This is a genomic window from Microcoleus sp. S36a_B3 (assembly GCF_036700745.1).
Lineage (GTDB): Bacteria > Cyanobacteriota > Cyanobacteriia > Cyanobacteriales > Microcoleaceae > Microcoleus.
Genome location: NZ_JAUBPN010000001.1, coordinates 1 through 14,751, shown reverse-complemented (window position 1 = coordinate 14,751; position 14,751 = coordinate 1). Strand labels below are relative to the sequence as shown.

Sequence of the window (14,751 nt, the reverse complement as noted above, 5' to 3'; positions counted from 1 at the left end):
TTCAACTGCCATTCATCTCTCGCCATAACTCTACCCAAGTTGGCGGCGAGATGAATGGCGGACTGTATCTCAACAATAATTAATAGTTTATTCCGATCGCACTTCACAGTGGCAGAGTTGGAAAAAACGGAGCTAACCAAAGCTGTATCTTGACATCCCAACCCAAAAGAATCGCGATCGCACTTCCCACAACAATTACGCCGCCGATTCTTTGTAAAGCTTCACTGTGGGGGCGCAAACGTAATAAGTGCTGGCTGAAATAGCGTCCTCCATAGGCGATCGCCAGTAGCGGCAACCCAGCGCCCAAACCGTACAAAATCAGTAAAACAAACGCAGTTACAGGCTGAGGATTGACAACAGCTATGACCAGAATACTGCCAAGAACAGGCCCCGCACAAGGTGTCCAAAGCAAGCCGAGTTGGGTTCCCAGCCAAAATTCGCCAACCAATCCTACTCGTGCGGGTGCTTTGGGCCAATTTTCAAAGTGTAAATATTTAAACAGGAGTTGATAACTCTGCGGAAAAATGGCACTTATCCCAGCAATCAAAAGAAAGGCAAGTGCTCCAGTTCGGAGGATAGTAGCAAAGCTGACAAACCACCCTGATGTCACTCCCAACAAGCTCCCAATTGCCGCAAAACCAGCGATCAATCCTGATACCAAAGCAATGGGCCCATAGCGATGAGATTGCAGGCTGCGTCCTAATAATATGGGTAGGATTGGTAAGACGCAGGGCGAGAGAATTGTTAAAAATCCTGCTAGTAAAGCCACACCAGCCGAAGTGAGTGAAATTGCCATCTGACTAACCTAATAACTTGCGAATTGTCTGTTCGGTTTCCTCATAAGCTCCTTCCCCAATATGGTCGTAGCGCTGAATGCCTTGGCGATCGGCTAAAAATAAATGAGGCCAATATTCATTCTGGTAAGCCGCCCAAGTTTTAAATTCGTTATCCAGAGGCACTGGATAGGTAATTTGGTGTTCTTTCAAAGCTTTTTTGACGTTGTTGGCATCTCGCTCAAAGGGAAATTCTGGGGTGTGTATGCCTACAATCTTCAATCCGCGATCGGCATATTGCTGGTTCCAGCGGACGATGTAGGGCAGAGTGCGCTGACAGTTAATGCAGGCAAATGTCCAAAATTGCACCAACACCACTTTGCCTTTAAGGTCAGCTATTTTCAGCGGCGCAGAATTTAGCCACTGGCTGATGCCTTGAAACTCTGGTAAAGACTTTCCAGTTGGTGAGGCAGCAACGTTCTCGGCTGTGGGAAAATTAGGAATTTTAGCAGGATCGGGTATGGGGATATTGTCAGAGCTAGAAGTTACGATACCAGTTCGGATAATATCTTTCTTAAGCCCACAACCCAGAGCAGTCCCACCAACTCCCAGCCCTAAATACCAAAGTAATTGGCGTCGCCCCAGCCAGCGATTGTTCATAAAGTAATTTCCTTCCTTATTTACTTTATATACGGAGATGACCGGAAATTGGATGTTTTATGCAAACAGGAAAAATTTTAAATCCAAAATAGACTTAGCATCGTATTAAGTTAGAGACTACTAAAAACCCAGTCTCTTCTGGACTTATGCAAAAAGTAGTTTTACGTGCTATTTATAACGATCAGGTGCGGTGTGCATCGCCCTACATATAGAGGTTTTGCATAAATCCTGTTCTTGTCACCCTTACGCACTATGGATTCATCTGCTCCTTCTAAAAAATCTCGGTCTAAACCTTTACCGAGTCAGACTACTTTGGCGAAGTTATTTCACTGGTTAAATATCATTAGTCTAGTTATGATGATTGGCAGTGGATTGCAAATTTACAACTCGAATCCGGTTTTTGGTGGGCGGGGAGGATGGCAGTTCCCACCCATATTTTTGCTAGGCGGTTGGCTGGCTGGTGGCAGGCATTGGCATTTCGCGGCCATGTGGTTATTCGCACTCAATCTATTTTGGTACGGTCTCTATATTTTGTTCACCCGCCGCTGGCAGCATCGTTTTCTCGGCTATAATGACCTGAAAGCTTTGCAGAATTCTCAGAACCAGAAGCGCAAAAATTATTCATGGCACCGCCTAGCTTACACAGCAATTATTCCGGTTTTGCTACTAGCTTTATTTAGCGGAATGGGAATGTATAAACCTGCTCAATTCCACTGGATTGTTGATTTATTCGGCAGTTGGCAGGCGCTGAGAGTAGTTCACTTTATATCGGTTCCTACCGTCATCATCTTTGCACTAATTCACTCTTTGCTGGGCCTCAAGGTAGGGGGTTGGCGCTTGGTTCAGTCAATTTTTAAGTAGAGGTTTCCTTATGTTTCCAGACTCTCCTCGTTTGTGGCAGCGCCGCCAATTTCTCCAATTATCTGGACTTTCTAGTATCGGTTTGGTTTTAGGTGGTTGTGGGTTGATTCCATTTGATGAGGTGGTGGGTAAGACTTTTGAACCTCTCAACCAAAGTGTTGAAGCTTTGTTGTTGAATCCTCAAAAACCAGTACCGGAATTTCCTGCTAGTGCGATCGAGCCGAATGCCTTAATTATCAATACCTTTGATTCTACTCCAAACATTGACCCAAAAGCTTTCCGTCTGATAATTGATGGTGAGGTAAATCGTCCCCTCAACCTCAGTCTAGAACAACTTCAGATTATGCCTTTGAGTGTAATGACAATTCGCCATGTTTGTGTGGAGGGTTGGGCTGCTATTGTGCAGTGGGGCGGGGTACGGTTGCGGGATTTGGTGGCCCTTGCTCAACCAAAGACAAATGCTCGCTATGTTTATTTTAAGTCTGCTGATGGCTACTATGAGAGTTGGGATATGCCTTCGGCGTTGCACCCGCAGACTTTGATGGTTTATCAGAAGAATGGTAATCCTCTGAGTGTTGAGAATGGTGCGCCTTTACGCCTCGCATCTCCAATTAAGCTAGGTTACAAACAGAGTAAGTGGGTGACTCGAATTACATTAGTTTCTGAATTGCTGCCTGAAAAGGGTTACTGGGAGGATCAAGGTTACGAGTGGTTTGGAGGGCTATAATAATATGTTTGAGAAGCCTGAATTAGGCAGTCTCCTTAGTTTTCCGAATTGGTATTAATTAACAAGTGGATGATGTACAATGAAAAAACGATTATTTTTGAAAGCGGGTCTAGCCACAGCAAGCATGGCATGGTTATCGTCCTGTTTGCCGGGAAAGTCAGATGTTATGGCTGCTTCTAAGGGTGTTTTTGAAGTTACTAAAACTGAGGAAGAGTGGCGCAAGATTTTGACACCGGCACAGTTTGAGGTGTTGCGAAAACACGGCACTGAACGCTCTCACACTAGCATTCTCGACAAGCAATACGGCAAGGGAATTTATGCGTGTGCTGCGTGCAGTTTGCCACTTTTTTCATCGCAAACCAAATTTGATAGCGGTACTGGTTGGCCAAGTTTTTATGAACCGATCAAAGGGGCGATCGCCACATCGGTAGATAATTCGCTGTTTGGGACTAGAATTGAGGTGCATTGCCGTCGCTGCGGCGGGCATTTGGGTCACGTATTTGATGATGGCCCTGCACCTACTGGGAAACGCTACTGCATGAATGGTGTTGCTATGAAATTTATTGCTGGCTGACGTTCTTTCACGGGTCATTCTGTGGTATGGAATCCGATAATTATCCATCCGCAAAACCGCTAGTGCAGGCGGATTCGCGCGGATGGTATAGTGATTTTTGGGACGTAAGGGCGATCGAGGTTATGAATGAACGCTGAAGACAACACTTCGGACTGTTTTTGATTGCCGATCATATAATAAGAGTTTCATGGCGATCGAGTACGGGAGGGGTTTGAGCAAGAGCATTCGGAATTTGGATCGGCAAGCGGATGCTTATACGCGGACGCATTTAGAGGAAACGCGCGATCGAATTTCTAAGGTTTTGAATGCTCAGATTCAGTCGAATTGAGGGTTTTCAAAATTTAGTTCTACGGCTGAAATTGCAATGTTAGATCGCTTTTGTAGTTGAGGGCGATCGGGTTGTCGAACTCATGTTAAAATAGCAAAACTCAGGCTCGTTCAATAATTGTATAAACTCTTTGAAATCCTGGTTCAGCATGGTATTTCCAGTGATGAAATTCTCGACGAATGGTTTCTAAAGCAGCAAGTCACACAGCATAAGGCTGACTCCGCCAATAAGCTACGTCTGACTTTGAATTTTTTCAGTTTGTTTTAGTGACTGCGATCGAATGTTTTTCAAACACGGGTTCTGAAGTAGTTATTCTCGATCGAGGTTGAATCTGTGAATTATATCAATATAAGGATGCAGTGGCAAGGGAAGAACAAAAATGGGTCAAAAATCCATAATAACCTTACGGTTTAATAACATCTATTATTTCCTGCAAGGTGAAATAAATATAATAAAAAATGGGTTTTCCGTTAATATCGATTGTTCCATATCTATAGTGAGTTTTTTTATTGTTATGGTAATCATCATCGAATGGTTTGAATTGAGGGTGAGATGTTGGAGAAACCGTATAATTATGGGGTAAATGGCTTACTTCAATAGGCGCGCATTTTTGATCGAAGGTAATTCCCCATTTAGGAGACACATCTAATTTGCCAGCGTGATCGCGTTTACCTAAGTCAACAAAAATATTTTCATAAAAATAGCTAATAGGCTTTTCAGTAAAGTCTTTTTCTGTAATTGTATTGGAATAGTTTATCTGAGATTTTTTGACATCAAATTCAATTTTAATTATGCGTTTAAAGAAAAAAGTAACTTTATTCAAGATATATTGCTCAACAGCATTTTTTTGCTTTTCACTTTTAAATGCTATCAACGGCAGGTAATCACTTTCAAAGTTTAAATTTTCGTTATAAACATCAACATTTTTTATGTCTCGATTCATAATAAGTTCTCCTTAAGATATTCACTTTGGATTAAAAAGAAGTTAGCTTTAAAGACACGAATTCCTTTTATATCTAGTGATGGGTCAACCTCGCCTAAATCATTAATAGGTGGTGATTCGTAGTAGTACGGGAGAAAAAATAAATTTTCTGAAACTGTATGTGTTTGTTGAAGTGCTAATTCATAAGTAAGCTGCTTAATAATATCATGTTTATACTTGTTCTGTTCTTTAGGAGATAGATTAGAAGGATTAAGATAGAACTCAAGTGGAACATCTTTATAATCAATTATTCTTAGGTTAAAATCCCTGTTGGTTAAAACCAAATCAGGACGTAAAAATTTACGCCTTAAACTGATTGAATTTTCTGTATCATAACCATAATCCTCTTGATAATCTGGATGTGCTACGGCTCCATTTGTTAAAACTAGATGTCTAGGATTTAAGTTAAATTCAATAACAAGTAACTGATGCCATTTCAGTTCTTGAATGTCATCTTCAGCTTTATCTGATTCAGTAGAATAAATCCATTGCTGCCAGAAAATAGAGCCATTTGAGACTTTGATTGCGCAGTTACCAACTCTATTTTTTTCTTCCCTTCTTTGAGGAAGAGGATTATCATGATCCTTCAAAGGTATATCTGTATCTGCATAGCAAATTTCAGCTTTATGCTTTCTGAAAAAATATGTATTACACATATCTTCCCAAATCAACGAAAATCCTTTGATTCCCCAGTAATCGCCATCATCAAGCCCTGGATTAAGTTCACCATATAAAAATATCTCAATAGCTTCATAAAGACCCCAATAATCAGTATCCTTGTAGTAAGTATTTTTATCTATAGTATCTAGTGCTTCTTTTAGAATACTTGTGGTTTCTAAAAAAGTATCTTGATCAAAAATTGATTGTTCACTACTTAAATAATCATCTTTAAAACGTTGAGCGAGAAAACGAATATCTTGAGTACGAGCTTTAATATTATCGGGTATATCTTCTTTTAATTGTTGAATAATTTCATCAAGAATATAACAATAAAGATTAACAATATCTGTATTTTCATAAAGCAAGACTGGACGGGGTAAATCCATTGTTTCCACATAAATTACATCATTCTCTAGATAGATAGCCCTATCTAAGTATTTATAAATTTGGGAATAATCAATATCTTCAGTCCGTTTGATTTTTCTTTGAATTGAGTTAATAGCCAAGTCATCGTAAGTTTCGAGTACACACTCAATCATTTTGAGTTTGCTATATAGCTGACAAGGTTCTCCTTCCTCTGTTTGCAGAGAAATTCCACCAGAAGAAACAGTCGTCTGATCTTGATCTGTTTGATAATGAAGTCTGTTATAATTAACTCGATTTTTATTATCATTTTCAAATTTGCGAAAGGTACGATACATTTTAAAGAATAAATCTCGCACCTTATCGAAATCTCCTTCAGGAAAGTCATTAAATCCATTCGGTAGCCAGAATTCGTAAGTATCTCCTGATTGTGATTTACGAATTCCTACAAAATTCTCATTAGGGTCTTTGACCAGCTTAATTTCTGAAAAGTTAATCATTGGTTAATTTAACTTTGATTTAATTACTTAATATTCATAATTTTTTCAACAAACATATTATGTAACTTGGTGAAGTCACCAAAAGTGACAAGTTCATCTCTTTGTTTACCTAAAAGCTCTAACAAGGGTTTTTTATCCCGGGTAAAGACACTATCCCACAAGAAAAACATTAGCTTGTTTTGAATTTGCTCTGCCGTGATAGGCCGTTCTTTAATGAAATATTTACCAATCTGCTTATCTTCAATTCCACGAATGGAAGCATGATGGCTTTTGATAAAATTATTAATTTTTTTAATAAAAACTAGCCATTCTTTCTCGTCAAAAGCTCCTTGTTTCGCTTTTCCGTATGTTCCACATGGAGGGATACTATCATCCCAATTGACAAACTCCCAATTCCAACGCCGTTTAAAGGCACTATCCATAAAATAAATCGAGTTGTCAGATGTATTCATAGTAGCAAGTATGGATAAATTGGGGGGAATCCGAATAGAACTACCAATTACTTTACTTTTTTCAACTTTAATATTAATCTTAGATAGAATCTCAAAATATTCTTCAAGAAGTTTACCACTTTTTACCTTTCCGTATTTATACAAGGGGCTACCATCATCAGATTTTCCACCTTCCTGAAATCCTATTAATTTCACTATTGTTCTTAGTTCTAAATCAGAAACATTAATGCCATAATCTGACCAGCCATCTTCATGTCGATCCAAGAGTTGAAAAACTGTACCGAAAATTGCTGAGGAATTACCTCTATTTATTTCGTCGATAACCAGAGCAACATTTTTCAGCACTTCATCTTCTTTTTTAGAAAGTATATTTTTATAAGCTTGTGCAAGTGCTTTTAAAAAATGACCTTCATAAAATTTGTACTCTACTTTTCCATCAGTTGTAGTTAGTGGCATCAGTTTTCCCATAAAATCACCATAGGTATACTCAGGATGAAAAACTGTTTTTATGACATTTTCCGGGTCACTTTCTTTGTCAATTCCTAAAAGTTTAGGAATTATTTCATTGTCAATTCTGTAGCTTTTTCCAGTTCCAGGGCTGCCAAAAAAAATTTTCTGAATGGGAGTCTTCACCACTATTAACCTTTAATGCTACAGGGAGTTATGATTATGATTATGATTATGATTATACTGAATATTCCCCCCAAATTCCTTTCTATTTGCTACCTGAGTAGTAAATTTTTGTAAAGTTTTTAGCTGGCGATCGATCAATTCAAAGAAGAAGGTGGGAAATTCCTGAAACAGGCTGTAGAAAATTGTGTCTGTTTTCATGAGTTTTAGATGCGAATCTATAGACACCACTCTATATATTAATCGAATAATCGAAATACAGACTTAACAGGTGCTATAATGCCCGATGGAGAAATCCACCAGCCAGAAATCTCCGACAAATCAGCCCAAAAAGTGACTTATATGACGCGCAAAATTATTCGTACTGACAAAGCACCCGCACCCGTGGGCCCTTACAATCAAGCGATCGCCGCTACGGGCACTATGCTGTTTGTAGCTGGTCAAATTGCGATCGACATTCGACTCAACGATATCGTCTACACCGACGACGTGGCAAAGCAAACCGAACAAGTTATGGCAAATCTCGAAGCGATTCTCACAGAAGCCGGCGCTACTTGGTTGGATGTGGTAAAAACTACGGTTTTTCTCAAGGATATGAATGATTTTGCCGCCGTGAATGCGGTTTATGCGAAATATTTTGATGCGGAAACTGCACCGGCGCGCGCTTGTGTGGAAGTTGCTCGCTTACCGAAAGATGTTTTGGTGGAGATTGATTGTATTGCTGTTATTTAAACTCAGGGAATCGGCGGTTGAAACCGCGTCTACACAAACGATGTCCGCCTCCGCGGACTAAGAGTAAAAGCGATCGCCATTCGTCAATATCTGTCAAAATCTTAGCACCAATATCCTAGAAATCGAAGGGTAAAGTGCGCGACTGTCTTAACTCCCACAGCCGATCGCACAAAGTCGATCTGTCGCTGTCGCGCACTCCACACCCAAATCAACCCGCAACAACCGGATTGAATCTTAACCAAGCAATTAGCAATTACCTCCTAGCAATTACTAATTACCGCCCAGAAATTAGCAATTAGCAATTACTTTTGAGCAATTACCAATTACCAACCATAAACTACTTATTCAGCGCTTCGCGGGCGGCTACCGCTTCATCAGGATGAATGTTCAAACGGGTCAAATTAATTCGACCTTTATTGTCAATTTCTCGCACTTTGACAATCACTTCATCATTCACAGCTAACTCGTCTTCCACTTTCCCAACACGGTAATCCGCTAACTGGGAAATGTGAATCATTCCTTCTTTTCCTGGCAGAATTTCGACAAAAGCGCCGATCGGAATAATTCGAGTTACGCGGCCGACATACACGTCTCCAGCATTCAACTTCCGCGTCATGCCTTGGACAATATTGTAAGCCCGCTGAGCTTTCTCGCTGTCGTTACCGGCAATTGTCACGGTTCCGTCGTCTTCGATGTCAATCTTGACACCGGTTTCTTCGGTGATGGCTTTGATTGTTTTGCCACCTGGCCCAATTACCAAACCGATAAATTCTGGATCGATTTTCAGGGTTAACAAACGCGGTGCAAACGGCGACATTTCCTTGCGGGGAGCGTCGATGGTTGCTAGCATTCTTTCTAAAATGTGCAGTCTGGCGGGTTTTGCTTGGCGGATGGCGGTGGCTATGACATCTAAGGGCAAACCTTTGATTTTCATGTCCATTTGCAAAGCAGTAATTCCGGTGTCGGTACCGGCTACTTTGAAGTCCATGTCGCCTAAGAAGTCTTCAATTGCTTGAATGTCTGTCAAAATTCGGACTTCATCGCCTTCTTTGATTAATCCCATTGCCGCGCCGCTGACGGGTTGGGAAAGGGGAACGCCTGCATCCATTAATGCTAGTGTCGATCCGCACACTGAACCCATTGATGTTGAACCGTCGGAAGAAAGGATTTCGGAGACTACGCGAATTACGTAGGGGAAATCTTCTTTTGATGGCAAAACGGGGACTAGGGCGCGTTCTGCGAGGGCTCCGTGACCGATTTCTCGGCGTCCGGGCGATCGCATCGGCTTAGTTTCTCCGACGGAAAACGGCGGGAAATTGTAGTGATGCAAGTAGCGTTTGTCTTGCTGTGGGTGCAAGTCGTCTCCTAAGTCTTGGGCGTCGCCGGGGGTTCCCAGGGTAGCTGTGGACAAGACTTGGGTTAACCCGCGATTGAACAACGCACAGCCGTGTACTCGCGACGGCAGCACCCCTACGCGACAAGAAACGGAACGCACCTCGTCTAGCTTGCGGCCGTCTACACGAACGCCATCTTCGATGATTTGCTTCCGCATCATTTTTTTGGTAACGTCTTTGAAAACGTTGCCAATTGTCTTGCTGTTGGCACCTGCAGCTACTTTGATCGGATCGTCTTCGGCGAGTTCGGCGATCGCAGCTTCGACTTCATTGGCTTTCACTTCATCTAAAGCCGCATTCCGTACTGTTTTGTCTTTTTCAAATCTTGACAAAATGATGCGGATTGGTTCTTGGGCGCGATCGCGAATAAAGTTTTCCAAGGCCATATCTGGCGATGGTCTTTCCTCTACCACCAAATCGATGCCCAATTCTGCCATAATTTCGCGCTGGGCTTGAATCAAGTCGCAGGCTGCTTCGTAGCCGAAGTCGATCGCCTCGATGATATCCTGTTCCGGCAATTGGTTGGCGCTGGCTTCCACCATGATTACTCCGTCTGGAGAACCGGCTACCACGAGATCCAACTCGCCTTCTTTGATTTCGCTGTAGGTTGGGTTGATGATGAAATCGTCCCCTACCAAACCGACTCGCACCGCAGCCATCGGCCCGTAAAACGGCATTTTCGCCAGCAGGATCGCTACTGAAGCGCCCGTTACCGCCAAAACGTCCGGCGGTACTTGTTCGTCCATCGACAGGGTTGTGGCTACGACTTGGATGTCATCTCGCAGCCAGCTTGGGAATAGCGGGCGCAGCGGGCGATCGATCAAACGCCCAGTCAAAGTCACTTTTTCTGGGGGACGCCCTTCCCGGCGCAAAAATCCACCGGGAATTTTACCGCCTGCGTACAGTCTCTCTTCGTAATCCACCAACAGGGGCAGGAAATCAATTCCTTCTCTCCCCTGCGATCGAGTCGCCGTGACTAAAACCGCCGTGTCACCGGACTGAATCAACACTGCACCGCCTGCTTGAGGCGCCAGTAAACCAATCTTCAGTCTAATATCCCTTCCATCGAAGGATATTGACTTGTCTATCTCTACCATGTAGGACTGCTTCCTTATCTACCACATTCTTTCTCTGTCGGGATCGTAACACTACCACAGGATGTTTGAGAGTCCAATGCCAAAAGAGAGAGATTATTTGGTGCGGTCGATCGAGTCATGGCGCTGGATGTGTAAGCATTTATACTCTCAATTTTGGAGATTCTGGGGTCGGTTCGCCCGGTCGATCGCCCCCCCCAAACGCCTGCTCTAGATGGTAGGATGAGTTTTCGATTGGGACTTGGGAGCGATCGGGTCAACCATCCGGCATAGGGCATGGGCCAAACAGGGCATTGGCCAAACAGGGCATACCTCACCGCGCTTGAGAACCACTATATTTCTGATATTTCGTATTTTTGTATTGCCACAGTTCTCTTATTCACAATTCAGACAAAACTGAGGCAGCAAGTCTCGGAATTAAATAAAAATATTAGGATTTAAAAATGGCTATTTTACACGGCAGTTGGCTACCAAATAACGAAAAAAGCGGCTTATTTATTTGGGGAGAAACTTGGCGGAAGATTGGGGCGATCGATATTGTTGAATCTGAGATGATTCCGCATAATCCTTTGGCAATGACTGAGGCGGAGTTGAATACTTTTCTAAATTCTTTGCAGCAGTCGGGGAAACTCAACTGGCAATTACCCGAAACCGCAGAAATCAAGCAGAAAACTAAGAAAACTCGGAGTTCGTCCAAAACGACGGCGGCAGCCCTTCCCAGGGAAAATTTATCGATTCAGAGGCAAGTTCGGGCGATCGCGCTGCCGACCAAAATCTCGGAATCCAACGCAACTATTATGCCGCAGCACTCAGCCGCAGCATTAGAGGAACCAGCCCAAATCGATGAAATTTATCTTTATCCCTGGCAAGTTGAGGGTTATTTGCTCAACCCTCAAGCCACTTTTGTTTTTTTGCAATCGCTGCCGCTAAACAGCACAGAAGCAGATTCTTTTGTCGGCTCGGATTTGCGTTTTTGGTCGCATCTTTCTAGGTGGAGTTTGGATTTGTTGGCTAGGTGCAAATTCTTGCCAGCATTGGAGAGGCAATCTGATGGTTCGGCTATTGCTAAATGGCAACCTTTGTTAGACAGTTCGACAGATATTCTCCGTCTCGCTACTTTTTCTAAGCAAATGCCGACGGCTTGTCGAACTTATCAGAAGGAAGAAGGTTCGGCAGCGGATTTTGTAGCGGATGTAACGGATGTAATAAAAGAAGGTTCGCCAGAAAGTAAGGTACGGGATGTTGCGGTGGATTTGCCTGTGGGGGCGCAGGAGTTGGTTTTGGGGTTTTTGAGTAGTATTGTAGATGGTGAAGTGCGATCGTCTTCGAGGGCTGCGCTAACGGCTGCTGGCTCAAATTTAGACATCAAAACACTTTCTCCAACCCGCGAATGGCTGCAAGCTTTGCAACAAGAATCTGGAGTCGTGCAAGCAGAATCAGCCGCTTTAGAAAAGTTGGCAAACAAGCTTGTTGCTTGGACTTCGCCGCTGCAAAACCAACTGTCTGAACAAAGTCAGTTTCGCACTTGTTTTCAACTTATTCCGCCGTCTCCGGGTAAAGTTAATTGGAGTTTAAATTATTGTTTGCAAGCAGTAGATGAAACGGATTTTTTGGTAGATGCTACAACTGTTTGGAACAATTCTGTTGAACGTTTGGCCTATGCGGGGCGGACAATTGAATTGCCACAAGAAACTTTGCTGGGAGGTTTGGGTTTAGCATCGAAACTTTATCCGTTAATTGAACCGAGTTTGCAAGCACAACGACCTCAATCTTGTCAATTAAATCCGCTGCAAGCTTATGAGTTTATTAAGTCTGTGGCTTGGCGGTTTGCAGATAGCGGGTTGGGCGTTCTTTTGCCGCCTAGTTTGACAAAGGCTGATGGTTGGGCGAGTCGTTTGGGTTTGAGTATTCAGGCGGAAACTCCGAAAGCAAATCCGGCGAAGGGCGGGCTGGGTTTGCAAAGTCTGCTAAGTTTTAAGTGGGAATTGACGATCGGGGGACAGCGCATTTCTAAGGCAGAATTCGATCGGCTGGTAGCGCTGAATTCGCCTTTGGTGGAAATTAACGGCGAGTGGGTGGAGTTGCGCGCCACCGATGTGAAGGCTGCTAAAACTTTTTTTGCTAGTCGCAAGGAGCAAATGACTCTTTCTTTGGAGGATGCTTTGCGTTTGGCTTCGGGCGATTCTCAGACTATTGAAAAGTTGCCGGTGGTGAATTTTGAAGCTACGGGTCAACTTCAGGAATTGTTGAATACTTTAAGCGATAATCAGGCCGTAAGTGCGATCGCGACTCCGGCTAGTTTCCGGGGAGAATTGCGGCCTTATCAAGCATTGGGAGTTGGCTGGTTAGCATTTTTAGAACGCTGGGGTTTAGGTGCTTGTCTCGCGGACGATATGGGTTTGGGAAAGTCGATCGAGCTAATTGCTTTCCTCCTGCACTTGCAAGAACAAAATTCTCTAGAAGCGCCCACATTATTGGTTTGTCCGACATCGGTATTGGGCAATTGGGAGCGGGAAGTCAAGAAATTTGGGCCGACGCTGAAAGTATTGCTACACCACGGAGACAAACGTGCTAAAGGCAAAGCATTTGCGGCTGAAATTAAGGGAAAGCATTTAATAATTACCAGTTACGCCCTGGTGTTTCGCGATGCTAAGGAAATTCAAAGCACTAAATGGCAAGGATTGGTTTTAGATGAAGCCCAAAATATTAAGAATTCCGAGGCTAAGCAGTCGCAGGCGGTGCGGCAAATCGAGGCAGATTTTAGAATTGCGCTGACGGGAACTCCGGTGGAAAATAGACTGCAAGAATTGTGGTCAATTTTGGAGTTTCTGAATCCCGGCTATTTGGGGCCGCGCAATTTCTTTCAGCGCCGATTTGCTATTCCGATCGAGAAATATGGCGATAGAGAATCATTGCATACTTTGCGATCGCTCGTGCGGCCTTTTATCCTCCGCCGCCTGAAAACCGACAAGGAAATCATCCAAGATTTGCCGGAAAAACAGGAAATGACTGTATTTTGCAGTCTGGCTGCTGGACAGGCCGCATTATATCAGAAAGTAGTCGAAGAGTCGATCGCTAATTTAGAGTCAGCCGAAGGTATTCAGCGCCGGGGCATGATTCTGGCTTTGCTGGTAAAACTCAAGCAACTTTGCAACCATCCGGCTCTTGTGAACGCAGCAGCTAAGCCGAAGGAATTGAGCGTTAACAGCCAAGAATCGGGGAAATTGCAGCGGTTGGTGGAAATGTTGGAAGAGGTTGTCGCTGAGGGCGATCGGGCTTTGATTTTTACTCAATTTGCTGAATGGGGAAAACTCCTAAAACCGCATCTAGAAAAGCATTTAGGGCGAGAAGTTTTGTTTTTGTACGGCGGAATTAAGCAACAGCAGCGGGAAGAAATGATCGATCGCTTCCAACACGATCCGCAAGGCCCGCCGATTATGATATTATCCTTAAAAGCTGGCGGCACCGGTTTGAATTTAACCAGGGCTACCCACGTTTTCCACTATGACAGGTGGTGGAATCCCGCAGTAGAAAATCAGGCAACTGACCGCGTATTTCGCATCGGTCAAACTCGCAATGTGCAAGTCCACAAATTTGTCTGCACGGGTACGCTAGAGGAGAAAATTCACGATATGATCGAAAGTAAAAAAGCTCTCGCCGAGCAAGTAGTCAGCGCTGGCGAAAACTGGCTCACCGAACTCGACACAGACCAACTTCGCAATTTACTAATTCTCGATCGCGATGCTATTATAGAAACCGAAGAAGAATAATGTGATTAATTTTCTTCGGCTTGTCGTGAGAACTTCAGTCCTAAACAATCCGAGGAATTACGCACTCTGACTCTCCTAAATAACTAAAGCTTTCTTCCTCCTTCCTCCTTCCTCCTTCCTTCTTCCTTCTTCCTCCTTCCTCCTTCCTCCTTCCTTCTTCCTCCTTCCTCCTTCCTTCTTCCTTCTTCCTTCTTCCTTCTTCCTTCTTCCTTCTTCCTTCTTCCTTCTTCCTTCTTCCTTCTTCCTTCTTC

At 43.3% G+C, this 14,751-nt stretch carries 14 protein-coding genes; 7 read left to right on the top strand and 7 right to left on the bottom strand.

Translation table 11 applies throughout. The features are described 5' to 3' along the window. Window positions 1–103: 103 nt before the first annotated feature. Window positions 104–796, bottom strand: a complete 693-nt coding sequence (locus QUA01_RS00065; protein WP_333088445.1) for a cytochrome c biogenesis CcdA family protein — start codon at window positions 794–796, stop codon at window positions 104–106. A gap of 4 nt (window positions 797–800) precedes the next feature. Then, window positions 801–1,433, bottom strand: a complete 633-nt coding sequence (locus QUA01_RS00060; RefSeq protein WP_333088444.1) for a thioredoxin family protein — start codon at window positions 1,431–1,433, stop codon at window positions 801–803. A gap of 252 nt (window positions 1,434–1,685) precedes the next feature. Between QUA01_RS00060 and QUA01_RS00055 the strand changes: the two genes are divergently transcribed. The 4 genes from QUA01_RS00055 (at window position 1,686) to QUA01_RS00040 (ending at window position 3,923) form a co-directional block, all read left to right on the top strand. Then, window positions 1,686–2,294, top strand: coding sequence for a cytochrome b/b6 domain-containing protein (locus QUA01_RS00055; RefSeq protein WP_333088443.1), 609 nt, complete (start codon window positions 1,686–1,688; stop codon window positions 2,292–2,294). 10 nt (window positions 2,295–2,304) lie between these two features. Next, window positions 2,305–3,021, top strand: a complete 717-nt coding sequence (locus tag QUA01_RS00050; protein ID WP_333088442.1) for a molybdopterin-dependent oxidoreductase — start codon at window positions 2,305–2,307, stop codon at window positions 3,019–3,021. A gap of 79 nt (window positions 3,022–3,100) precedes the next feature. After that, window positions 3,101–3,595 (top strand): peptide-methionine (R)-S-oxide reductase MsrB, encoded by a 495-nt coding sequence (msrB, locus tag QUA01_RS00045; RefSeq protein WP_333088439.1) that lies wholly within the window; start codon window positions 3,101–3,103, stop codon window positions 3,593–3,595. A 187-nt stretch (window positions 3,596–3,782) separates the two neighbouring features. Beyond that, the gene (locus QUA01_RS00040; RefSeq protein WP_333088438.1) at window positions 3,783–3,923 is read left to right on the top strand and encodes a hypothetical protein; all 141 of its coding nucleotides are present in this window, start codon (window positions 3,783–3,785) and stop codon (window positions 3,921–3,923) included. Window positions 3,924–4,326: 403 nt separating this feature from the next. On the opposite strand, the gene QUA01_RS00035 is transcribed toward QUA01_RS00040, so the two are convergent. Genes QUA01_RS00035 through QUA01_RS27270 form a run of 4 tightly spaced genes read right to left on the bottom strand, consistent with a single transcriptional unit; the run spans window position 4,327 to window position 7,711 of the window. After that, window positions 4,327–4,866 carry a hypothetical protein gene (locus QUA01_RS00035; RefSeq protein WP_333088437.1) on the bottom strand — a complete coding sequence of 180 codons (540 nt, stop codon included), beginning with the start codon at window positions 4,864–4,866 and terminating at the stop codon, window positions 4,327–4,329. Next, entirely contained in the window at window positions 4,863–6,428 is a 1,566-nt protein-coding gene (locus tag QUA01_RS00030; protein ID WP_333088436.1) for a hypothetical protein, read from the bottom strand. Before QUA01_RS00030 ends, QUA01_RS00035 begins: the two co-directional genes overlap by 4 nt. 23 nt (window positions 6,429–6,451) lie before the next feature. Further along, window positions 6,452–7,513, bottom strand: coding sequence for a restriction endonuclease (locus QUA01_RS00025; RefSeq protein WP_333088434.1), 1,062 nt, complete (start codon window positions 7,511–7,513; stop codon window positions 6,452–6,454). Between the two features lie 18 nt (window positions 7,514–7,531). Beyond that, complete coding sequence (locus QUA01_RS27270) at window positions 7,532–7,711, bottom strand: DUF2887 domain-containing protein (RefSeq protein ID WP_442921517.1); 180 nt, start codon at window positions 7,709–7,711, stop codon at window positions 7,532–7,534. 78 nt (window positions 7,712–7,789) lie between these two features. Here QUA01_RS27270 and QUA01_RS00020 point away from each other — a divergent pair, with 78 nt between their 5' ends. Both QUA01_RS00020 and QUA01_RS00015 read left to right on the top strand, forming a co-directional pair. Further along, window positions 7,790–8,242: a RidA family protein gene (locus QUA01_RS00020; protein WP_333088433.1), complete on the top strand. Its 453-nt coding sequence runs from the start codon at window positions 7,790–7,792 to the stop codon at window positions 8,240–8,242. A gap of 134 nt (window positions 8,243–8,376) precedes the next feature. Then, complete coding sequence (locus tag QUA01_RS00015; RefSeq protein WP_333088432.1) at window positions 8,377–8,541, top strand: hypothetical protein; 165 nt, start codon at window positions 8,377–8,379, stop codon at window positions 8,539–8,541. A 38-nt stretch (window positions 8,542–8,579) separates the two neighbouring features. On the opposite strand, the gene QUA01_RS00010 is transcribed toward QUA01_RS00015, so the two are convergent. After that, the gene (locus QUA01_RS00010; RefSeq protein ID WP_333088431.1) at window positions 8,580–10,733 is read right to left on the bottom strand and encodes a polyribonucleotide nucleotidyltransferase; all 2,154 of its coding nucleotides are present in this window, start codon (window positions 10,731–10,733) and stop codon (window positions 8,580–8,582) included. 440 nt (window positions 10,734–11,173) lie between these two features. On the opposite strand from QUA01_RS00010, the gene QUA01_RS00005 reads away from it, so the two are divergent. Beyond that, window positions 11,174–14,500 (top strand): DEAD/DEAH box helicase, encoded by a 3,327-nt coding sequence (locus QUA01_RS00005; RefSeq protein WP_333088429.1) that lies wholly within the window; start codon window positions 11,174–11,176, stop codon window positions 14,498–14,500. The last annotated feature ends 251 nt before the right edge of the window (window positions 14,501–14,751 follow it).